Origin of the sequence: Pseudoalteromonas sp. SG41-5 (genome assembly GCF_014164495.1) — a bacterium.
Taxonomy (GTDB): Bacteria; Pseudomonadota; Gammaproteobacteria; order Enterobacterales; family Alteromonadaceae; genus Pseudoalteromonas; species Pseudoalteromonas rhizosphaerae.
Map to the genome: position 1 here is coordinate 1 of NZ_JACJFH010000086.1, position 21,955 is coordinate 21,955.

17 protein-coding genes are annotated in these 21,955 nt (G+C 40.7%); 13 read left to right on the plus strand and 4 right to left on the minus strand.

The window, feature by feature from the left end; genetic code table 11:
- From H5232_RS18050 to H5232_RS18070, 5 genes are all read left to right on the plus strand, one after another.
- On the plus strand, positions 1 to 919 hold a 919-nt coding region (locus tag H5232_RS18050; protein ID WP_182831279.1), incomplete at its 5' end, for an efflux RND transporter permease subunit.
- On the plus strand, positions 912 to 2,288 hold the full coding sequence (locus H5232_RS18055; RefSeq protein WP_182831280.1) for a TolC family protein: 1,377 nt from the start codon (positions 912 to 914) through the stop codon (positions 2,286 to 2,288). The genes H5232_RS18050 and H5232_RS18055, both read left to right, overlap by 8 nt.
- A gap of 17 nt (positions 2,289 to 2,305) precedes the next feature.
- A complete protein-coding gene (locus H5232_RS18060) occupies positions 2,306 to 3,331 on the plus strand; it encodes a zinc-binding dehydrogenase (RefSeq protein ID WP_182740075.1) in 1,026 nt (341 codons plus the stop codon).
- Between the two features lie 82 nt (positions 3,332 to 3,413).
- Positions 3,414 to 3,818: an NUDIX hydrolase gene (locus tag H5232_RS18065; protein WP_182718712.1), complete on the plus strand. Its 405-nt coding sequence runs from the start codon at positions 3,414 to 3,416 to the stop codon at positions 3,816 to 3,818.
- Positions 3,819 to 3,859: 41 nt separating this feature from the next.
- The gene (locus H5232_RS18070) at positions 3,860 to 4,357 is read left to right on the plus strand and encodes a GNAT family N-acetyltransferase (RefSeq protein ID WP_182718713.1); all 498 of its coding nucleotides are present in this window, start codon (positions 3,860 to 3,862) and stop codon (positions 4,355 to 4,357) included.
- Here H5232_RS18070 and H5232_RS18075 read toward each other — a convergent pair.
- Genes H5232_RS18075 through H5232_RS18085 form a run of 3 tightly spaced genes read right to left on the minus strand, consistent with a single transcriptional unit; the run spans position 4,335 to position 7,849 of the window.
- A complete protein-coding gene (locus H5232_RS18075) occupies positions 4,335 to 4,958 on the minus strand; it encodes a membrane integrity-associated transporter subunit PqiC (protein WP_182831281.1) in 624 nt (207 codons plus the stop codon). The genes H5232_RS18070 and H5232_RS18075 overlap by 23 nt on opposite strands.
- On the minus strand, positions 4,958 to 6,613 hold the full coding sequence (gene pqiB, locus H5232_RS18080) for an intermembrane transport protein PqiB (protein ID WP_182740077.1): 1,656 nt from the start codon (positions 6,611 to 6,613) through the stop codon (positions 4,958 to 4,960). Before pqiB ends, H5232_RS18075 begins: the two co-directional genes overlap by 1 nt.
- A gap of 9 nt (positions 6,614 to 6,622) precedes the next feature.
- Positions 6,623 to 7,849: a paraquat-inducible protein A gene (locus H5232_RS18085; RefSeq protein WP_182831284.1), complete on the minus strand. Its 1,227-nt coding sequence runs from the start codon at positions 7,847 to 7,849 to the stop codon at positions 6,623 to 6,625.
- A gap of 150 nt (positions 7,850 to 7,999) precedes the next feature.
- Between H5232_RS18085 and H5232_RS18090 the strand changes: the two genes are divergently transcribed.
- Positions 8,000 to 8,776, plus strand: a complete 777-nt coding sequence (locus tag H5232_RS18090; protein ID WP_182718716.1) for an ABC transporter substrate-binding protein — start codon at positions 8,000 to 8,002, stop codon at positions 8,774 to 8,776.
- On the opposite strand, the gene H5232_RS18095 is transcribed toward H5232_RS18090, so the two are convergent.
- Positions 8,765 to 9,580 (minus strand): acyl-CoA thioesterase II, encoded by an 816-nt coding sequence (locus tag H5232_RS18095; protein WP_149980122.1) that lies wholly within the window; start codon positions 9,578 to 9,580, stop codon positions 8,765 to 8,767. The genes H5232_RS18090 and H5232_RS18095 overlap by 12 nt on opposite strands.
- A gap of 244 nt (positions 9,581 to 9,824) precedes the next feature.
- Between H5232_RS18095 and dnaK the strand changes: the two genes are divergently transcribed.
- From dnaK to H5232_RS18130, 7 genes are all read left to right on the plus strand, one after another.
- Positions 9,825 to 11,741 (plus strand): molecular chaperone DnaK, encoded by a 1,917-nt coding sequence (gene dnaK / locus H5232_RS18100; protein WP_149980123.1) that lies wholly within the window; start codon positions 9,825 to 9,827, stop codon positions 11,739 to 11,741.
- A gap of 187 nt (positions 11,742 to 11,928) precedes the next feature.
- Positions 11,929 to 13,071: a molecular chaperone DnaJ gene (dnaJ, locus tag H5232_RS18105; protein ID WP_145236090.1), complete on the plus strand. Its 1,143-nt coding sequence runs from the start codon at positions 11,929 to 11,931 to the stop codon at positions 13,069 to 13,071.
- A 337-nt stretch (positions 13,072 to 13,408) separates the two neighbouring features.
- Positions 13,409 to 13,642, plus strand: coding sequence for a FeoA family protein (locus H5232_RS18110; RefSeq protein ID WP_149980124.1), 234 nt, complete (start codon positions 13,409 to 13,411; stop codon positions 13,640 to 13,642).
- Entirely contained in the window at positions 13,639 to 15,960 is a 2,322-nt protein-coding gene (gene feoB, locus H5232_RS18115) for a Fe(2+) transporter permease subunit FeoB (protein ID WP_182831282.1), read from the plus strand. Before H5232_RS18110 ends, feoB begins: the two co-directional genes overlap by 4 nt.
- Before the next feature lie 85 nt (positions 15,961 to 16,045).
- Positions 16,046 to 16,507, plus strand: a complete 462-nt coding sequence (gene ybaK, locus H5232_RS18120) for a Cys-tRNA(Pro) deacylase (protein ID WP_145236081.1) — start codon at positions 16,046 to 16,048, stop codon at positions 16,505 to 16,507.
- A gap of 309 nt (positions 16,508 to 16,816) precedes the next feature.
- Positions 16,817 to 19,072, plus strand: a complete 2,256-nt coding sequence (locus tag H5232_RS18125) for an acyl-CoA dehydrogenase (RefSeq protein ID WP_145236077.1) — start codon at positions 16,817 to 16,819, stop codon at positions 19,070 to 19,072.
- Between the two features lie 223 nt (positions 19,073 to 19,295).
- Positions 19,296 to 21,398, plus strand: a complete 2,103-nt coding sequence (locus H5232_RS18130) for a TonB-dependent siderophore receptor (protein ID WP_182831283.1) — start codon at positions 19,296 to 19,298, stop codon at positions 21,396 to 21,398.
- Positions 21,399 to 21,955 lie beyond the last annotated feature (557 nt).

Here is a 21,955-nt window from a genome sequence, read left to right on the forward strand (position 1 = left end):
TCAAGGTATTCCATTGAATGAAGTATTTAATGCGTTGCAAGTGTATTTGGGCTCAATGTACGTTAATGACTTTAATTTATTTGGCCGTACGTACCAAGTTAATGCCCAAGCTGATGCTGATTTCCGCCTTGATCCAGAACAAATATTGAATCTAAAAGTGCGCAATAATCAAGGGAATATGGTGCCATTGGGCTCGGTATTAACGGCAACGCCTACAACAGGCCCTGATCGAGTGATGCATTACAATGGTTACCCAAGTGCAGAGCTTAATGGTAGTCCAGCGCCTGGTTACAGTTCAGATCAAGCACAGCAGGCAATTGAACTGATCTTGGCTGATAATTTACCTACGGGTATTGAGTACGAATGGACCGAAGTTACTTTTCAGCAAATTCTAGCGGGTAATACCATGGTCTATGTATTCCCATTAGTGGTGTTATTAGTGTTCATGGTATTGGCTGCGCAGTATGAAAGCTTACGTCTACCACTGGCTATTATTCTTATTGTACCAATGACAATATTCTCAGCATTAATGGGTGTATGGTTGGTTGGCGCTGATAATAATATTTTCACGCAAATAGCATTGATTGTATTGGTTGCCTTGGCTTCTAAAAATGCCATTTTAATGGTGGAGTTTGCACGCGATAAAAATAATCATGGGTTGAGTCATTTCGACGCTATTTTAGAAGCTTGTCGGATGCGTTTACGTCCTATCCTGATGACGTCAATTGCCTTTACTGCGGGTGTTATTCCCTTAGTATTAGCAACGGGAGCTGGAGCAGAAATGCGCCATGCAATGGGCAACGCAGTGTTCTCGGGTATGATTGGTGTAACCGTGTTTGGTTTATTATTTACCCCTGTATTTTATATTTTGGTAACTAAAACCCGTAAAGTGACTACGCAGGAGCAAATTAATGAGTAAGTATAAGTTAACCGCTCTTGTTGTGGCGGGTTTATTAAGTGGCTGCGCCAGTAAAATTGATGAGCAGCAACAGCAAAATCAGCTACAAGAATTTGTTGCAAAAACACAGATCGCTGCACAGTTACAAGGTCAAGACGAACTTAACTGGTGGCAGCAATTAAATTCAACCCAGTTAAATAATCTAGTGCTCAGTGCGCGCGCTAATAATCATGATTTGCACACTAGTCAGTTGCAGTTACGAAGCGCGATTGCTCGTTTAGGTGGGCAAAAAGCACAGTATCTTCCCCAAGGTGCAGTGGCAGTTGATGCCACTCGCTCAAGTACTGGTAACGTTAACACGCGTCAATCGGAAGCCAATGTTAACCTTGATTGGCAACTTGATTTATTTGGTAAAATAACTGCGCTTGTTGATGCTGCGAATGCAGGGGCAATGAGTCAAGCGGAACAATTACGTGCTTTGCATATTGAAGTTGTTACCTCTGTGGTAAAAGGGTTTGTCAGTTTTCAAGGTAATAAGCAAAAACAGCAGATCATTAACCTACAAATTGAAGCATTAGAGCAAAGTATTGCGGTTCTGCGGGCTCGCGTTGAGGAAGGGGTCGCTAATGAGCTTGATTTAAATCGAACCTTAGCACAATTGAAGCAGCAGCAAGCTTTGTTGCCAGATATTGAATACGCGCAATTTCGTGATCTAGCAACGCTTGCGACATTAACAGGGCAGTTACCTGCTGATCTAACCTTAGTTGATGAGCAAGCGCTGTTTGAGCATGCATTTACTGTAAGTTTAGCCACTCCAAGTGATGCCATTGCACTGCGTCCTGATATTAGCCAAGCATTATTTGAATTTAGCCAAGCTAATTCATTAAGCGTGGCTGCGAGTAAAGCATTATTACCTGATATCAGTTTAACGGCGTTTGCAGGTGTATTGAGCTTAGATAACAACCAGCTTTCTGACACTACGCAGCAATGGCAAGTTGCCCCACGCATTCAGTGGTCATTATTGAGCTACCCTGCGTTATTGGCGCAACGTGATGCTCAGCAATATCTCAGTGAAGCCGCTTACAGCCAATATCAACAAGTAGTGTTGAATGCAATGGCACAGAGTGAACTTTCATTGCAGCTATTAGTCAAACAAAGTCAACAACAAAGCTATGCCGAACAGCGTTATAAATTTGCAAATAATGCCTTTTTACAAGCGCAGGCAATGTATCAAGAAGGGCAAATACCCTACTTAGAGTTGTTAGATGCGCGACAGGATGTTTTAATAGCGCAGGAAAATGCAATTGACTCAACGATTTCATCATTACTTGCTAAAGTAAACACTTATCAAGTATTTAATGGACGTTGGAGTTATGCGTTAGTTAATTAAGCTAAGTTGAGTTTTTAATGCCACATACTGATCTTTTATCAACAATCCCCGCCACAATGCGTGCGATTGCGTTACTTGAACCAAATGAACAGATACATTTATCTGAGCTTGAACTTGCGGTGCCCGATGTCGTTGACAACGAGCTGCTGATCAAAGTTGAGTATGTTGCGTTAAACCCGGTTGATGCATGTTTTGCAAAACACGGTTTTTGTAAATGGCAATACCCTCATATCTTAGGCCTTGATGCTGTGGGTGTGGTTGTAAAAGCAAGCAAAGGTGTATTTCCAAATGTCGGTGCGCGGGTAATGTGGCATGGCAATATTGGTGAACAAGGCGTGTTATCACAATACGCTAAAGTGCCTAATTTTGCAGTGTCGCAGGTGCCTGATGACGTGAGCTTAAAGGATGCATCTACGTTACCGTGTGCCGGAATGACGGCGTTAATAGCGCTCGATAAACTACAATTAACTGAATGTGATTCTATTTTTATCGAAGCGGGTGCTGGCGCGGTAGGGCAACTTGCCATCCAATTTGCCAAACAACGCGGCGCGACAGTATTTACCACTGCGAGTAAACGTAACCACAAGCTAGTTAAGCAATTGGGCGCTGATGTGGTGTTTGATTACAACGATAAAAAACTCAGCGACAAAATCCGTAAAGAACTTGGACCGCAAGGTTTTGATGCCGTACTTGATTCTATTGGCGGGGAAACCACGGTGCGCAATGTTGAATTAATGCGTTTTTGTGGTCGTATTGCCTGCTTAAACCCATTGCCTATGTTTGAGCAAGAACTCATGTTTAGACGTGCACCTAATATAGGTATTGTGTCATTAGGTGGAGCTTGGCTTGCCAATAGTTTATGCGCCCAGCAAAGAATGAGTTTTATGGGCAATTTGTTACTCGACAATTTAGCCAGTGGCAATATTAAAATTCCGCAGATCACTGACGTTGAATTTAACGCCAGCAGTATTTCACAGGCGCTTAATAAGCAAGTTGCAGGTGGCTTTACTGGTAAGCAGGTGGTGAAAGTTAGCCATATTTAGTGATTTATAGCCAAACAACATTAAGCCTCGCAATTGCGGGGTTTTTTGTTATTGTTTAAGAGTATCAACTTAGGGAGTAAATATGACATTTACAGACTTTTATCGACTCAGCGCCCATGCGGTGATCACCAATGCAAGCGGGGAGATTTTGCAGCTGAAGGCAAGCTATGGTGAACAAGGGTGGGGATTACCTGGTGGCGCGTTAGATATGGGTGAAACAGTACACCAAGCACTTATACGCGAATGCCAAGAAGAACTCGGTTGTGAGGTGAAAATTGAACACTTAACGGGTATTTATTACCACAAGGCGTTTAATTCCCATGCTTTTATTTTTAGAGTCAGTTTATTAAAAGATGCTGTGATCACCCTAAGTGATGAGCATTTAGCGCAGGGTTATTTTAAATTGTCAGAGCTTTCCAAGGTTCAACAACATAGAGTCGCAGCCTGTTTAAATTATAGCGGTACGGTTGATAGCGCCGCATTTTAATTTGCCCTGAACGCTCGCTGTCATTCACTGGAAAACGAAATATGCATACACAACGTTTAGTTCTTCGCCATGGCCAGCTAAGTGATGTGCCATTTATCCTAAGCTTATTAAATCAGCCCAGCTTTTATCGTTATATTGCTGATAAAGGCATTTACACTGAGCAACAAGCTGAGCAATATATACAGCAAACATTTATTGATGGTCACCAACAACAGGGCTTTGGGCCATATATTGTGGCAAATAAACACGGTGCAGCCATGGGCATGTTGGGGCTATTCCAACGCGATGCATTAGCAGTGCCAGATATAGGTTTTGCATTTTTAGAGCAATACACCGGTAAAGGCTACGCCTATGAAGCGGCTGCAAAATTATTAAGTGTTTACCAAGATAAGTTTAACCAAATTGCAGCAATTGCCGATGCAGAGAACACCGCTTCGCATGGGTTATTAAAAAAATTGGGTTTTGGGCATATAGGCAAAGCAGTGCTCAATAATGATGGCACTGCTTTGGTGGTGTTTATTCGTGACTCAACGAACTGAGAGTCGTCGCGACTTGTTTATTAATGTTGTGCCAGTTTAATTCTAAACTTTCGACAAGGCCTTCATAGTCATCATCAATTAACGGACTCACCTCACTAAAGTAATGAATTTCTTTTAATGAACGGCCCTTTTCAAATGACGTATAATACAGGCGCCATAATCCAGAAATATCGGCATTTCCATGACTATCCCCATTAAAATGATGCAGTTCATATTCTAATTCATAATAACTTTGCTGATCTTTGTCGGTGATAACCGGTAAGCCTTTTACTACCATCCAGTTATCAAGGGCGGTAAAGAGTGCTTGATGCGCGCTGGCGGTGAGCATTTGATCTGGGGCTTCACTCCAAAGATGATAATTTGCAGCATTGACCTGATTATTATCCATTTTCATTGCAATACCACGGTTATTTAATGCGCCTCGTAAACTTACTGTATTGATCCGTAATTGAGCTGATGTGTTAGTGCTACTGCGCTGCATTGGTTTAATACTTTGCTCAAACTGGTAGTATTTAACGGGGGCATTAAGTGATTGGCTACACCCAGATAAAAATAGCACCCCGATTACAGCAAGAAATTGTGGTCGTAAAAGCGTGCGCATTATTGTTTCCTCGGTGTTGGATCACTAGGCAATGATTTATCAAAAATAAACATATTCGGTTGCTCATTTAAACCACGAGTAAGCGGTTGCAACTCTTCACTCAAGCGCTTAAATTCTGATAGCGTTTGTTGTAGCTGCTGATGAAATGAAGAACCTTGTTGGTAACTTGCCATGGTTTTTTCAAACTGTTTCATGGTGACATCAAATTGCTGCATGCTCTTGGTCATTTCAGCAAAATTACGATTAATATCACCGGGTAAATCTTGGGTATCTTGTTTACTTAACAATGTGCGCATTTCATTCGCCAGCGCTTGGTAATCAGCAAACGCGGAATCAATTTGCGCTAAGCTGTCTTCAATTTTTAAGTTTTTTACCTTATTTAATACGTCAGACACTTGATCTGCTAATACGGTAATGCCACTGGAAACACTTGGAAATACTTGATATTGAGACAGTGTTTCTAACTTCGCAGCTGGGGCATCGTGGTAGATATCAAAATCGACATACACAGCACCGGTGAGTAAGTTGCCTGGTTTTAAAGAAGCGCGCATGCCATTTTTGATCCAACCATCAACACTGTTTTGCCAAAATTGTTTGGCTGAGGCATTATCGTGGTAAATGCGGCCATACTCTATTTTTATCAGTACTGGCACAGCGGTATTATCAGTTCTAAAGTGAGCGGGTTTGCCATCGATCATCACATTTGCAGGTGCTTTAACAACAGTACCGACGCGCATGCCACGATATTCAACCGGGGCTCCGGCACGTAAACCTCGAATAGACTGTTCAAACTCAATTAGGTAATAGTCAAAATTATAAAAACGCTCCTCAAGAGCATCTTTGTAGCTGTTACTAAGCGAAAAGCTATGGCCTTCTTGGGCTAAATTACCCGGTGACTGTTGTTTAGGCAAACCAACCGAGATCCCTCCTTTTAATAACCTGCTTAATGAACCTGTTTTTACATTAATGCCATCGGCAGATAAATCAATTTCAACACCCGTATTGACCCAGAAAATAGAATTTAAGGTGATCAGGTTTTGATAAGGTTCGTTGATGAAAATACCATACTTCATCGCTTGATTCTTCCAATCAAATGTCGCTGTTTCAACTTGACCAATTTTATAATTCTTAAAAAATATACCGGTGCCGACATCCATAACCTCAGCATCATAGCTGAGTAATGAAAAGCGACCGCCTTTGACATCTTTATCAATCAGCGCTGGCTCTTCTTGTAATTTAAAATGCTCTTTTGTTTTACTACTTTCACCTGGTGAAAATTCTAAATATACACCCGATAGTAACGTGCTCATACCGCTGATACCCGTTTCATCAATACGTGGTTTTACTACCCAGATGTTGGCGTCTTCCGTGAGTAAGCCATCATAATGTTTATCAATTTGAGCTCGAGCAATCACACTGTTTTTAGTATCAGAGAGGCGAACGTGATCAATTTGGCCGATTTTCACACTACGTACTTTTATTTCAGTCTTGCCTGCCACGATACCCTCAGCATGAGGCATTGAAATATAAATGGTTGCGCCTTTATTAGCTTGGTATTGGTAAAGCATCCACACACCAACGAGCAAAGCTATAACCGGTATGATCCAAATCGCAGAAATAATAGGTTCTTTTTTTATATTAGCCGTTTCACTCATGCTGTTTCTCTAATTTATGGTCTTTTTATCATTGTTTGGCGAATCCCATAATAGCCGAGGATCAAACGCGTGTGCTGCCAACATTTGGCAAATCACCATGATAGTAAAAAATACAGTGCCTAAACCTGGTGTTACCGACATTAAATTCCCTAGTTGCACTAAGGCTACTAGAATTGCGACAACAAATACATCGATCATGGACCATTTACCAATAAACTCAGTTAATTGATAAACTTTAGTATAGCCCTTTGTTTGGCCGTTAGCGGGTTTGCTAACCAAAAAGCATAAAAATGTTAAAATGAGCGCTTTAGCTAATGGTACTACTACACTCGCTAAAAAAATGATTAATGCAATAGGGTATGAGCCTGCTTGCCACAGTGTTATTACCCCACCAATTAACGTTGAGGGGGATTCATCCCCCAAACTAGTGGTGTACATTATTGGCAATAAATTTGCCGGAATATAACAGGCAATTGAAGTTATTAACCATGCCGTTGCTTTTTGTACGCTGTGGGGGTTTCTGATATGGGTTTTGCTATTACAGCGAGAACAGTATTCGCTATCACTAAGTTGATGGCAGACATGACAGGCTCGAATGTTACTATCTATGGCACGATAAGAAAGTTTTGCGGCTGCAATTTCAGCCTGAGGCTGTACTTGATCCCATAATCGAGCACGATTTAAGTGTGCTAATGAGCCAATATAGAAGAGTACAAACGCGGCATAGGCCCAAAAACTAACGCCAAAGCTGACTTCCGCTAGCGACATTATTTTTACCATGCTGACCAATACACCGATTAAAAATATTTCTGACATTATCCATGGCTCTAGCGCTAAGGTGAATTTGAGTAAGCGTCTGGCAATCGTTTGTGGAAGTACTTTAAGTAAGCCTAAATGCAGTGGGATCAAAATAGTGAGTAATGCCATTGGTAAACCAATAATACTAACATCAATAAAAATGCCTAATAAATCGCTGTCGTAATTAAACAAAATACGAGCAGCATCGGGCAAGGTAATCGTTTGTGTAATACCATTACTACTAAATGAGATAAAGGGATAAAACATACTGCTTAGCAGCATGAGTAAAGCACTGATACTGAGAGCAACAATACGGCTGTCGTAATTTATATTTGTTGCACAAAGCTTACTGTGGCAATGTGGACAAACAGCCATTTGTTTTGCAACTATGTGCGGAATATCAATAATAAGGTCACAATTAGGGCAGGCAGTTTGCAAAATTAATAACCACGTAGAAGTATTTAAGCTCAAGTTTGCATCAATTAACGGTTAAATACAAATGCGAAATTTGTTTAACTAGGCTAGCCTAATAAGAATGTTGTCATGCAATTTTACAGTTGCTAACAAGCATCTACTCAATGGGGCTAAATGAAGTATTTAACAGCGTTTATTTTAATTTTATACAGTTCTTATGCATTGAGCTTAACTGCGCCTAAAGCTAGCGATAGGATCACTGTTGCGGTCAGCCCTTCTTTGCCTCCTTACGTCTTTAGTGAGGATGATACCGGCTTGCAGTTGCAGATTTTAAAATCTGCGTTTAAAGATCAAGGTATAACCAACCTAGATATCGTTTACATGTCTAATAAGCGTGCAGGGCAGTCCTTAGAACAAATGCAGGTCGATATTGCGATGAATTATGCGGGCGTGACGAGCCCTGCTATTTTTTCCAGTCAAAGTCTATTGGCTTATCAAAATGTAGCGGTGAGCCTGCAGAAAAATCATTTTAAAATTAACACTGTGTATGATTTATCGGGTAAGAGTGTTGTCGCCTTTCAAAATGCCACCGAATTTTTGCCGCCACCATTTAAAACATTAACAACTAAACTGAGTTCGTATGAAGAAGTTGTATACCAAGCGGCGCAGGTGGATCATTTAATGAAAGAGTGGGTTGATGTGGTGGTACTAGAGAAACGGGTGTTTTTACATTATTTACAGCAGTATAAAGAATCGCACCCAATTAAGCCTATTACTATACACCCTATATTTCCTGAGGCACCTCGCCCTGCCTACTTTAATAGTAAAGTGCTACAAGAGATTTTTGATACGGGACTTGCCCATATCATTGCAAATGGGCAGTACAGTAAAATTATGGCCTTTGATGGCAGCGATTATGCTCAGGCTGTAGAACCAAACTCAATCAAATAATGCTACTGTTTGGCGGGTAAGCGCAAGCAACTCACCGGATTGTGACCAAATACAGCCATCTTCTAAACCATAACCATCTTTACAGTGGTGAGTTACTGCTTCAAATCCAAGCCACTCGTCGGCTGCCAACTGCGGTGTTTTCACAAACTCTAAATACCACGACATGCTACTGGCGGGCGCTGGTTGGTTAAACATTTGTAATAAAGTAGGCGGCCATGCATCCGTTAAGGCAATAATATGTGCCTCACTTAGTTCTGCTGGCGACTGTTTTAATTTCATCCAGCCGCCTAAATGCGACGTTTGGGCTGCTGTAAACGGCATTGCACCTTGCTGAGGACAAAGCGCGACATGTTGGAAGAATTCCGGCATGGCACCTGACTGAAATGGTAAAGTGTAACGTTCATTAACCGGTTTTAGGCTCATTGTTTTTGTCACTGGTACCTTAATAGCTGAATCTCGCGATTTTGCAAAACACGCTTGTACGACCACGCTTACTTGGCCGTTCTGCAGCGCTTTAGCCAGTACTTGTGTGCTACTTTTTCCTTCCCGTAAAATTTCGACGGAAAGAGAAAAATCAGCATCTGCTAATAAAGGACCTACAAAATTTGTACTAATAGATAACAAACGACGACTTGGTTCTATTTGTTGACGCATTGCCTGATACAGTAATGAGGCTGATAAACCGCCAAAAGCAGTTCGACCTTGGCACCAGTTAGCAGGAAATTGCATTGTTGCGTAAGTTTGCTCTGAAGGGGGAAGCTGACCTATAAGTGCCGCTTGCTGTAGTAGTTGGTCAAAATGCATAGTGATCCTTTGAGACATTTTTTATTTATTAGTGATTTTATAACACAGAAAAACTCATCAGACCAGATTGTGAAATGGCTCCTAATGATGCAAAAAACGTCAATCCACACATTAATTAGGGTTATTTGCAAAATAAATTACAAAAAAGCACTTTTTTTTCATTTTTACAGTTGAATTAAGTTTGTGGCATCCCTATCTACTAGTCATCGAACGTATTAATGAATTTTGAAGTTGGAGATATTTCATGGGTAAAATTATCGGAATCGACTTAGGTACTACTAACTCTTGTGTTGCAGTACTTGATGGTGGCAAAGCACGTGTTATTGAAAACGCGGAAGGCGATCGTACCACTCCGTCTATTATAGCTTATACGCAAGACGGTGAAACTTTAGTAGGTCAATCTGCTAAACGTCAAGCGGTTACTAACCCGACAAACACATTATTTGCAATTAAGCGTTTAATTGGTCGTCGCTTTGAAGACGAAGAAGTACAACGTGATATCGGCATCATGCCTTTTAAAATTATCAAAGCAGATAATGGTGATGCATGGGTTGAAGCGGGCGGCGAAAAACGCGCTGCACCACAAATTTCAGCTGAAGTTTTGAAAAAAATGAAAAAAACAGCTGAAGACTTCTTAGGTGAAGCAGTAACTGAAGCGGTTATTACAGTACCTGCTTACTTTAATGATTCACAACGTCAAGCTACTAAAGATGCTGGGCGTATTGCAGGTCTTGAAGTTAAACGTATCATCAATGAGCCAACTGCTGCTGCCCTTGCTTATGGCATGGACAAAAACAAAGGCGAAAACGTTGTTGCAGTATATGACTTAGGTGGTGGTACTTTCGATTTATCAATCATTGAAATTGATGAAGTTGAAGGTGAGCACACATTTGAAGTACTAGCTACAAATGGCGACACTCACTTAGGTGGTGAAGATTTCGATAACCGCGTAATCAACTATTTAGTTGCTGAATTCAAAAAAGATCAAGGTTTAGACTTAAAAACTGATCCACTTGCAATGCAACGTGTTAAAGAAGCGGCTGAAAAAGCAAAAATTGAATTATCATCTGCACAATCTACAGAAGTAAATCTTCCGTACGTAACTGCTGATGCAACTGGTCCTAAGCACATGAACGTGAAACTAACACGCGCTAAGCTTGAGTCACTAGTTGAAGATTTAGTAATGAAGTCACTAGAGCCATTAAAACGTGCCCTTGCTGATGCTGATTTATCAGTAAGCGACATTGACGACATCATCCTTGTTGGTGGTCAAACACGTATGCCTTTAGTACAAAAAACAGTTGCTGATTTCTTCGGAAAAGAGCCACGTAAAGACGTTAACCCTGATGAAGCAGTAGCCGTGGGCGCAGCGATTCAAGGTGGTGTACTTGCTGGTGATGTGAAAGATGTACTATTACTAGACGTTTCGCCATTATCTCTAGGTATTGAGACTATGGGCTCTGTAATGACTGCGTTAATTGAGAAAAATACGACTATTCCAACGAAGAAATCGCAAACATTCTCAACTGCTGAAGATAATCAAGCCGCAGTAACTATCCATGTCTTACAAGGTGAGCGTAAACGTGCTAGCGACAACAAATCACTAGGTCAATTTAACCTAGAAGGTATTCGTCCAGCACAACGTGGTACACCACAAATCGAAGTTACTTTTGATGTGGACGCTGATGGTATCTTACATGTATCTGCAAAAGATAAAGACACAGGTAAAGAGCAAAAAATCACCATTCAAGCATCTTCAGGCTTAAGCGATGAAGAAGTTGAAAAAATGGTTCGTGATGCCGAAGCACACGCAGAAGACGATAAAAAGTTTGAAGAGTTAGTAGCTGCACGTAACCAAGCTGATGCACTTGTTCACGGTACACGTAAGCAAATTGAAGAAGCGGGTGATGCACTGCCAAGCGAAGACAAAGACGCAATTGAAGCGGCTGTTGTTGACCTTGAAGCTGCGATTAAGAGTGACAAAAAAGACGAGATTGAAGCAAAAACTCAAGCGCTTGCTGAAAAGTCACAAAAGTTAATGGAAATTGCACAAGCTAAAGCACAACAAGGTGGTGACGCCGGTGCCGAGCAGCAACAATCTGCGAAGAAAGATGACGACGTAGTGGATGCTGAGTTCGAAGAAGTTAAAGACGACAAGTAATTGTTGTTAGCGCTTCGCCTAACTGAAAACACGATGACTGATATCGCAATTTAAGTTAGGATGAACAACTAAGGCGCGCGGGCTAAAGCTTGACGCGCCTTTTGCATGTAAATTAGATGATAAATCGATACGATTTATCGATTTATCCGCAGCAATGCTGCAGTAAGAAAAGAGTAGTGTGATAGATATGTCAAAACGCGATTATTATGAAGTCCTTGGAGTGGCAAAAGACGCCAGCGAAAGAGACGTAAAAAAAGCGTATAAACGCTTAGCGATGAAATATCATCCAGATCGTACCGCAGGCGATAAAGAACTTGAAACTAAATTCAAGGAAGTAAAAGAAGCTTACGAGATCCTCACTGACAGTCAAAAACGTCAAATGTATGATCAATACGGCCATGCTGCGTTTGAACAAGGCGGTGGCGGTGGTGGTCATGGCGGCTTTGGTGGCGGCCATGGTGACTTTGGTGATGTATTTGGTGACGTGTTCGGTGATATTTTTGGAGGCGGTGGTGGCCGTCGTCAATCGCGTCAGCAACGAGGTTCAGACCTACGTTACAACATGGACTTAAGCTTAGAAGAAGCGGTTCGTGGTAAAGAAGTAGAAATTAAAGTACCTACGTGGGTGAGCTGTGAGCCATGTGACGGCAGCGGTGCAAAAGCGGGTTCTAAACCGAAAACATGTACGACTTGTCATGGTGCAGGCCAAGTGCAAATGCGCCAAGGTTTTTTTGCTGTGCAACAAACCTGTCCAACCTGTCAGGGCACTGGTCAGATAATTTCTGATCCATGTAATAGCTGTCATGGTCAAGGCCGTGTGGAAAAAACCAAAACATTATCGGTTAAAATCCCAGCCGGGGTTGATACTGGCGACCGCATTCGTTTATCTGGCGAAGGTGAAGCAGGGGTACATGGTGCACCCGCTGGTGACTTGTATGTGCAGGTATCGGTACGTGAACACCGTATCTTTGAGCGTGATGGTAATAACCTATATTGTGAAGTGCCGATTGGGTTTACAACGGCTGCTCTTGGTGGCGAAATTGAAGTACCGACTTTAGATGGTCGTGCTAAATTGAAGATCCCAGCTGAGAGTCAAACGGGCAAAATGTTCCGTATGCGCGGTAAAGGTGTTAAGTCTGTCCGTAGTGGCGCAGTTGGTGACTTGATCTGTAAAGTGGTAATAGAAACACCCGTTAAGTTAAATGAACGCCAACGCGAGTTATTGCAAGAGCTTGAGCAAAGCATGGGTAAGGATGGTTCTAAAAACCGTCCAAAAGAAAAAGGCTTTTTTGATGGTGTAAAAAAGTTCTTTGATGATTTAACTAAGTAATCACTCATTACTTACAAAATGGCGCTAATTAGCGCCATTTTTTATTGGCTAACAAAAGCTTATTAATCTGACAAAAATAAGCGCTTTGTTGACAACCACGCAGTAATACATATTCATAATGCTACCTTTACAGAGCGATTAGGCTCGTTAATCACCTGTCACTTAACGGCTATTTTATCTTATCAAATGAAATTTCGGCCCCTACCTATATGGGTAATTAAATGCCATTGCTGCTTTATTTTGCATTACTTATCGATATGATAATTAGTCTCACTTGCATGATTGAATAATCGGCGTAAAATCAGCGCCATTGATGTATTAAATGAAATGAGATGGCATGTTAACGTTAGACGAATTAGTAATTGGCCAACATGGCTCTGTTGTAAGCATCGATCCTAATGCGAGTTTGTTGCGCCAGAAATTACTTGCAATGGGTTTAACGCCAGGCGCTCCTGTCCACGTATTGCGCTTTTCTCCATTTGGCGATCCGATGATTGTCAAAGTTCGCGGTACCGTTCTTAGTCTTCGTAAATCCGAGGCAAAATCAATTAATTTGGAACTCGCAGTATGAATCCAAACATTGCCGTAATAGGTAACCCAAACTGTGGTAAAACTACACTATTCAACGCGTTAACCGGTAGCAAACAGAAAGTAGGTAACTGGTCAGGGGTGACCATCGATAAGAAAATTGGTCAATTTAAAGTGGCTGATCAGACTGTCGACTTGGTTGATTTGCCCGGCACTTATTCTTTAGATGTAAATGCACAAACCCCTTTAGATGAAAAAATTGCGCGTGATTATGCACTCAGTGGTGAATCACAACTGATCATCAATATTCTTGATGCATCAAATCTTGAACGCAATTTATACCTCACCGCTCAGCTGCTTGAGATGAAAGTACCTTTACTCGTCGTGCTAAATATGGTCGATGTGGCAAAACGAAATGGTTTAGTAACGGATCCAAAGGCGCTAGAAAAGCGACTTGGATGCCCTGTGATTGCCTTAAGTGCAAATAATAAAACAGACATTACTGGTTTAAAAGAGTTTATTGCACAAGGGCTTAAACTTAAAAAAGTATCAATGCATATCCCTAGTTATGAGCAAAAAATAACGCAAGCGGCCAACAACATTGCAGCCAGTTTTACTGCCAATAATAAACCGATAGAAAACATCGACACTGATTGGTTGTCATTGCGGTTATTAGAGCAAGATGAAAGCTGTTTTGGCTATGCTGATAAACAAACACTGGCAGTGGCAAAAGCTGAATTTGAACAGTTTGCCGATCACCATGAACTTGATGTGCTTTTTGCCAATGGTCGTTATGAGTTTGCCCATCAACTGGCTGTACTTGCTCAAAATACTAAAGGCATCGCCTCTGAAACCATTAGTGATAAAATAGATGCGGTAGTGATCAATCGTTTTTTAGGGATCCCAATATTTTTAGGGATCATGTATTTAATGTTTACTGTTGCGGTAAATGTAGGCGGCGCATTTATAGACTTTTTCGATATTGCTGTAGGTGCGATTTTAGTCGATGGCTTTGGTGAAATATTAACTTCATTAGGCGCACCTGATTGGCTACGCGCATTGCTTGCGGACGGTATAGGTGGTGGTATTCAGCTTGTTGCCACCTTTATCCCGGTGATTGGCTTTTTATACTTTTGTTTAGCCTTTATTGAAGATTCAGGTTATATGGCGCGTGCTGCTTTTATCATGGATAGATTAATGCGCGCCATTGGTTTACCGGGTAAAGCGTTTGTGCCTTTAATTGTTGGCTTTGGCTGTAACGTGCCATCAGTAATGGCAACTCGTACTTTAGAAACCCATAAAGATCGCTTACTGACTATTGCCATGTCACCATTTATGTCATGTGGCGCGCGCTTAAGTGTGTATGCCTTGTTTGTCGCTGCCTTTTTTACCACTAATGGCCAAAACTTAGTATTTGCACTGTATATTTTAGGTATTTTTATGGCGGTATTAACCGGTTTGGTACTTAAAAATACCTTGTTTAGTCCAACGCTTACCCCGTTTATTCTCGAATTACCTGCGTATCATATGCCAACGGCAAAAGGCGTACTTTACAAAGCATGGGAGCGCTTAAAAAGCTTTTGTATGCGCGCCGGTAAAACTATAATAGTGGTGTTTGTTATTTTAAAAATATTAAGCTCCATAGGTACTGATTTTACTTTTGGCAATGACAACACAGATAAATCGATGCTCAGTGAAATTTCAAAAATTGCAACACCGGTGTTTGCTCCTATCGGGGTAGAGCAAGATAATTGGCCTGCAACTGTCGGTATTTTTACTGGCGTATTTGCTAAAGAGGCAGTAGTTGGCACTTTAGATAGTTTATATTCAAATTTAGATGGCGTAGCGGCTGTGAATGAAGAGCCAGTTAATGTCATCGATAAAGTGGCTGAAGCATTCGCGAGTATTCCTGCAAACCTAATAGACGTATTTGGTAATTTACTCGATCCACTGGGTTTAAATGTCACTAATGTGAGCGATCAAAGTAGTGCGGCCATTGATCAAGAAGTGAATGTATCGACCTTCGCAACCATGGAAAACCTATTTAGCAGTCAACTTGCTGCATTCAGTTACTTAGTTTTTGTATTGCTTTATACACCGTGTGTGGCGGTGATGGGCGCTATGTACCGAGAAGCTGGAATGAAATGGATGCTATTTGTTGCAACTTGGTCAACAGGGCTTGCTTACATCACAGCCTCTGTGGTGTATCAAGTGGGTAACTTTAAGCAATCTCCGATGTTTTCGGCATTTTGGTTACTCGGGTGCGCTGTCGTTATTGCATTGGCAATAAGCTCTATGCGTATTTATGGTAATAAAATGGCTGCAAAGAGTCGTTTAATCCCTGTTGTTAATATTATTTAGCCAGTATATATAGTTTAAAAAAGAGTACCTTGGTACTCTTTTTTTTGTTAATTTTAAAGCAGTTAACAATTCAATGGAGTTAGTCATGACGCCAGCCACACAATTATTAAAAAAACACAAGGCCACTTTTGAGCTGCTCAGTTATGAGCATAACTCAAGTACACATAGCTTTGGTTTAGAAGCTGTTGAAAAGTTAAATCTAGCCGCTGAGCAGGTTTTCAAAACCTTAGTATTTGAAACCAATGAATTGCAGTTAGTAGTGGCAATTACGCCTGTGAGTCAACAAGTTAACTTAAAGCTCTTAGCAAAAGCATGTGGTGTTAAAAAAGTACATATGGCCGCTGCACAAAAGGTAGAAAATAGCACCGGATATATTCTTGGTGGCGTAAGTCCATTAGGGCAAAAAAAACGCTTAGCAACTTACCTTCATAGTAGCGCAAAGCAGTTTGATATTATTTATGTAAGCGCTGGTAAACGCGGCCTTGAAATTGCACTTGATCCCAATACATTAATAAAACTGTGTAATGGCAAATTAGCTGACTTTTAGTGGTGATTTACAGTGTTAGTTAACAGTCGATAAGCTAACAGTAATACCTTGCACAAACTTTAACATATGTTTATTTTCCCTCATTTTTTTCTATTGTTATTGAGGTTTAATTATTTTAGCGTTTTTTAGTAAAAAAAAATCAACTAAATACTTTTCAGCGTACAAGTGTTAGCTCTTTTTATTCAATGGCTTAGATAGCCTAAAAATAAATAAATTGAAAAAACTGTTAAAAAATTGCTTAGAGTAATTGATCTAAACCATTTTTTATGACGTAATGTAGGTATTATTGTCTGGTCGGATGAGTTGATTATGAGTTTACGTACAAAATTAAAAAAAGTATTACCAAGTATTTCTATCACTGAACAAGAAGCCCTTGATGCGGGTGATGTGTGGTTAGAAGGCTCTATTTACCAAGGTAAGCCTGACTTCAACGCACTTCGCGCAGTCCCTGCTGCTGTATTGAGCGCAGATGAACAAGCATTTATCGACGGCCCATTACAAGAGCTATTGGGTATGATCGACGATACAGAAATTCAAAATGGCATTCATTTACCTGAATACATTTTAGATTTTCTGAAAAAGGAACGTTTCTTTTCACTGATCATTCCTAAATCATTCGGTGGTTTAGAGTTTAGCCCTTACGCAAACTCAACTATCGTTGGCACAATCGCCACTAAAAGTTCTGCTGTTGCAGTAACCGTTATGGTTCCTAACTCGTTAGGCCCTGGTGAGTTACTACTGCACTTTGGTACTAAAGAGCAGCAAGCACATTATTTACCACGCCTAGCCAATGGCCGTGACATTCCATGTTTTGCACTCACTAGCCCAGAGGCTGGTTCTGATGCCGGTGGCATTCCAGATTTAGGCACAGTGACTAAAGGCATGTATAACGGCGAAGAAGTTCTTGGCCTTGAGATCACTTGGGACAAGCGTTATATCACCCTTGCGCCAATTGCCACCGTACTTGGTTTAGCATTTAAAGTGGTTGATCCAAATGGCTTGCTAGGTGGTAAAGAAAACCTCGGTATTACGTGTGCACTTATTCCAAAAGAGCACCCAGGTGTTGAACTTGGTAATCGCCATGATCCAATGGGGATTCGTTTTTACAACGGTACTACGCGTGGCAACAAAGTATTTGTGCCAATGGACTTCATTATTGGTGGGCAAAAGAACATCGGCCGTGGCTGGCAAATGTTGGTTAGCTGTTTAGGTGCTGGCCGAGGTATTTCATTACCTGCATTAGGTGTTAGTTCATCTCAGGTAGCATTTAAAGGTGCCTCTGAATATGCTGCGGTACGTGAGCAATTTGGCTTAGCAATCGGTCAGTTTGAAGGTATTCAAGAAAAACTCGCTGATATTGCTGGTAAAACATACCTGCAAGAAGCAATGCGTGTACTTACAACCGAAGGTTTAGGCATGGGCTTAAAGCCATCGGTTGTGACTGCAATTGCAAAATATCATATGACTGAAATTGGTCGCGACGTGCTTGACTCAGCAATGGATATTCAAGCTGGTAAAGCAATTCAGAACGGCCCGCAAAATACGTTAGCAAGCGGCTATGTTGCACAGCCAATTGCCATCACGGTTGAAGGCGCCAACATTCTTACACGTAACTTGATGATCTTTGGTCAAGGTGTAATGCGTTGTCACCCATATTTACAATCGATGGTTGAATCAATCCACAGCGAAGATAAAAACGCAGATAAAGAATTTAACCGCATTCTACGTAAAACAGTCGGTTATAGCGTAGCAAACAGTTTACGTGCATTTCGTTTAGGCGTATTACCGTTTACTGCCGGTGCTAATTCACCACTTCCAGAAGTACGTGAATATGAAAAAGCAGCTCATAAATTATCAGCTAAATTAGCAGTATATGCAGATTTTTCGTTACTGGTACTCGGCGGAAAACTTAAACAAGCGGAAATGCTATCAGCCCGTTTAGGCGATGTAATGAGCTTCTTATATGCGGCAATGGCATCAATTAAATATTATGAGCAAAAAGTGGCAAGCAGTGAACGCGAGCAAGCAGCGCCATATTTCCACTACGCAACACGTTTTGCATTACAAAGCGCCGAACAAGCATTGCATAAGTTTTTAGACAACTTCCCTGCAAGTGGCACACGTAAGTTTATGCGTTTTATTACCATGAACTATTCGACTAAAATGCCAAAAATTAGCGATGACTTAATTCGCGAATTAGCTACACAGGCGCAACTTGACACGGCATTTAAAAAGCAAATCACACACTTAGTTAAACCTATTGAAGGTGATGGACATTACATTAACGAGCAAGCGTATAAAGCGAAAATGGGCTGTTTAGATTTACTCGCAAAAGTGAAAAAAGCCTTGCGTGCTAAAACAATCAAACCAGGTATTCGTTTTGCACTTACTCTTGATAATGCACTTGTAGCAAATGTAATCACTGAAGAAGAATACGCTAAACTGATTGATTACAACAAAAAACGTGAACGCGCAATTCGTGTTGATGAGTTTGATTTTGATATGAACTTATTAGACGAAAATGCAAAACCGATAAACCCACTGAAAAGTGTTGTTAATCAGTAATATTTTTTAATTCAACAATGTAAGCGCCTGCAGTATAGGCGCTTTTTTTGTGCTAAAAAAACTTAGAATCCATATTTATTCGTTAATAAGACAAGTGTTATTCCGCCGGCACAGTAATATGTTATTCAATTGTAAGTCTATAGGTTGTAAAACTTTATGATTGTATTTGCTGTTAAAAAACGTTAATCTAAGTGCAAATTGTTTTTATTTGACTTGAAGGTCCATGTTTAATCCAACTATTTCTTACATCTCTATGGCAGTTACATTAGCAATGTCGAGTGTAGCTTTTGCAAATGAGCAAGGCACAGAAGAAGCAAATATCGAAAAAATCTCTGTGCTAGGGCAACGGTTAGAATATAATACCAGCGCTACAGGCTTAATGCTTTCAGTGCAACAAACTCCTCAGTCTATCTCTGTAATTGATGCGCAAGCAATTCAAGACTTTGCACTGGATAATGTGGCAGATGTCGTGGGGATGGCTGCGGGGATCAATGTTCAAAAAGCAGAAACCAGCCGTTTTTTCTTTAGCGCACGTGGTAATCCCATTACCAATTTTCAGTATGATGGCTTACCGGTTTTTTATAATAGCTTTTTTTCAGAGGCAGTATCAGACTCCATTCTTTTTGAGCGTGTGGAAGTAGTTAGAGGCGCGACGGGCTTACTATCTGGAGCGGGTGAACCTTCAGCGGCAATCAATTTGATCCGTAAAAAAGCAGGTTTTGAACAACAAGGTTACGTTACTGCGAAAGTTGGTTCATGGCAAAATGTTAGACTTGAAGGTGATTTTAACACGCCACTCAATAGCGATGGCAGTATTCGTGGCCGTGTTGCTGCGAGTATTGATCAAGGTGAAAGCCATGTTGATTTAGCTGAAAAAGATAATCTTCAACTTTATACAACCGTGGGTTTTGATTTAGGCGCGAATACTGAGATGAACATCGGAATAGAGCATGCGAAACGTAGGCCTAAAGGCTCTACATGGGGTGCATTACCTTTATTTTATGCAGATGGCTCCTCTGCTGATGATTTAGCTATATCAAGTACAACGGCAGCAAACTGGACCTATTGGGACCGCGATAATACCAGTGCCTTTGTTAATTTAGCGCATAGCTTTACAAATGGGTGGCAGTTGAGAGCAGAATACGAACGCCGAGATGATAAAATGGATGGCAAACTATTATACTTAAGCGGGCATCCTGATCGAGACACCGGGCTTGGTATGAGTGGTTCGTCAATGATTTATCAAAGTGATCGTACTTTGGATAGTGCGCGCATATACGCAGATGGTCCTTTTGAGTTGTTTTCTCGAGAGCACCGCTTGATTGTTGGGGCTAATTTAAGTGATCAGCATGTCACTTCTGATTCATTTTATGCTATCAGTGGTGATCCCGTTGGAAACTTTTTACAGTGGGATGGCAGTGTATCTGAACCTACTTATGCAGATACGGCTATTACCGGAAAAAATAACGAAGAGCAGGTTGGGGCGTATATTGCTACACAACTGAGTGTAACGGATAAGCTAACCCTTGTTCTAGGGAACCGCTTTAGTCGCTATGATTATGAAAATGAGGTAGACAGTGCTGATAATTACAAACAAACGGGCATTAACACTCCTTATGCGGGACTAGTGTTCTCACCTGTACCTACGGTATCAATTTATACAAGCTACACTGAAATTTTCCAGCCACAAAATGCAAAAGACAAAAATGATCAACGTCTTGACCCTGTTGAAGGCAGTAATTTAGAAGCTGGGGTAAAAAGCACCTGGCTTGATGAACGATTACTTGTTACTGCTGCCGTATTTAAGGTCGAAAAAGATAATGTAGCAGTACTAGACCCTTCATTCACTGAACCATTGCCTGATGGTAGCTTTCCATATATCGGGAAAAAAGGTACGCAGAGTAAAGGTTTTGAGGTGGAAGTTTCAGGACAAGTGACTGATTCATTTAATGCTAATTTCAGCTACGCACATACCAAATCTGAAGATGAAAATGGTGATCCTTTTGCAACACATAACCCAGAGCACTTAGTTAAACTGTCTGGAATGTATGATTATAATGAGGCGTTCAAATTTGGTGTAAATGCACATTGGCAAAATGAAATCTATAATGAAAATGTTGGCCCTAATAATGCCTATCGTGCAGAGCAGGCAAGTTATTGGCTGGTTAATATGATGGCGCGTTACAAGTTTACAGATCAGTTTAGCGGTCAAATGAATATCAACAACGTATTTGATAAAAAGTACTACTCCAGTATTGATTTTTATAACCAAGGCTTCTTTGGCGCACCCCGTAATATTGAAGCTTCAGTAAGGTATCAGTTTTAACCACTCTCTATTTATCATAGCTTACCCCGCAAGTTAAAGCGGGTAAGCTATTCCTTCTTAGGTAGTTTACTTGATTAGATCTAATCACTTTTTGTACTTAAAGTGAGTGGGCAATGTCATTGCTGCCAAACACCAATGTAATCCAAAAAGCCATAAACTTGCGAATGGAAGTAAATCAAAGCCGACTAGTTTTTAGTACATTCAGATCCTAGCATACATGCTTACAATATCGCCAACATCTAGCTACAGAGTTTATTCGTGTCGCTTTGCGATAAGATTTATTGATAAATCTTTATATGTAAACTCGCCAAACGAGTAAGGTAAATTTTTTGTTGATTATTTAAGGTAGTGTTCAGAAGGTAAATGATAGGGTAAAAATAAGTTATTTACTAAGTAAGCTGCACTCGCACCTAGGAATAGTGTGTTTGCTGTTTTCATTAAAATAGACAAAGGATTATAGTCTCATGAAGCAAGTCATGTCTTTTTTTCATTTAGTACTACGATCTTTTCTACCTATTTGCGCGGCGATAACAGCCTTGTTTCTAATCATTTTTGAC

Coding starts and splice junctions, on each gene's coding strand:
- H5232_RS18055 (WP_182831280.1), top strand. CDS start 912: ATGAGTAAGTATAAGTTAACCGCTCTTGTTGTGGCGGGTTTATTAAGT.
- H5232_RS18060 (WP_182740075.1), top strand. CDS start 2,306: ATGCCACATACTGATCTTTTATCAACAATCCCCGCCACAATGCGTGCG.
- H5232_RS18065 (WP_182718712.1), top strand. CDS start 3,414: ATGACATTTACAGACTTTTATCGACTCAGCGCCCATGCGGTGATCACC.
- H5232_RS18070 (WP_182718713.1), top strand. CDS start 3,860: ATGCATACACAACGTTTAGTTCTTCGCCATGGCCAGCTAAGTGATGTG.
- H5232_RS18075 (WP_182831281.1), bottom strand. CDS start 4,958: ATGCGCACGCTTTTACGACCACAATTTCTTGCTGTAATCGGGGTGCTA.
- pqiB (WP_182740077.1), bottom strand. CDS start 6,613: ATGAGTGAAACGGCTAATATAAAAAAAGAACCTATTATTTCTGCGATT.
- H5232_RS18090 (WP_182718716.1), top strand. CDS start 8,000: ATGAAGTATTTAACAGCGTTTATTTTAATTTTATACAGTTCTTATGCA.
- H5232_RS18095 (WP_149980122.1), bottom strand. CDS start 9,580: ATGCATTTTGACCAACTACTACAGCAAGCGGCACTTATAGGTCAGCTT.
- dnaK (WP_149980123.1), top strand. CDS start 9,825: ATGGGTAAAATTATCGGAATCGACTTAGGTACTACTAACTCTTGTGTT.
- dnaJ (WP_145236090.1), top strand. CDS start 11,929: ATGTCAAAACGCGATTATTATGAAGTCCTTGGAGTGGCAAAAGACGCC.
- H5232_RS18110 (WP_149980124.1), top strand. CDS start 13,409: ATGTTAACGTTAGACGAATTAGTAATTGGCCAACATGGCTCTGTTGTA.
- feoB (WP_182831282.1), top strand. CDS start 13,639: ATGAATCCAAACATTGCCGTAATAGGTAACCCAAACTGTGGTAAAACT.
- ybaK (WP_145236081.1), top strand. CDS start 16,046: ATGACGCCAGCCACACAATTATTAAAAAAACACAAGGCCACTTTTGAG.
- H5232_RS18125 (WP_145236077.1), top strand. CDS start 16,817: ATGAGTTTACGTACAAAATTAAAAAAAGTATTACCAAGTATTTCTATC.
- H5232_RS18130 (WP_182831283.1), top strand. CDS start 19,296: ATGTTTAATCCAACTATTTCTTACATCTCTATGGCAGTTACATTAGCA.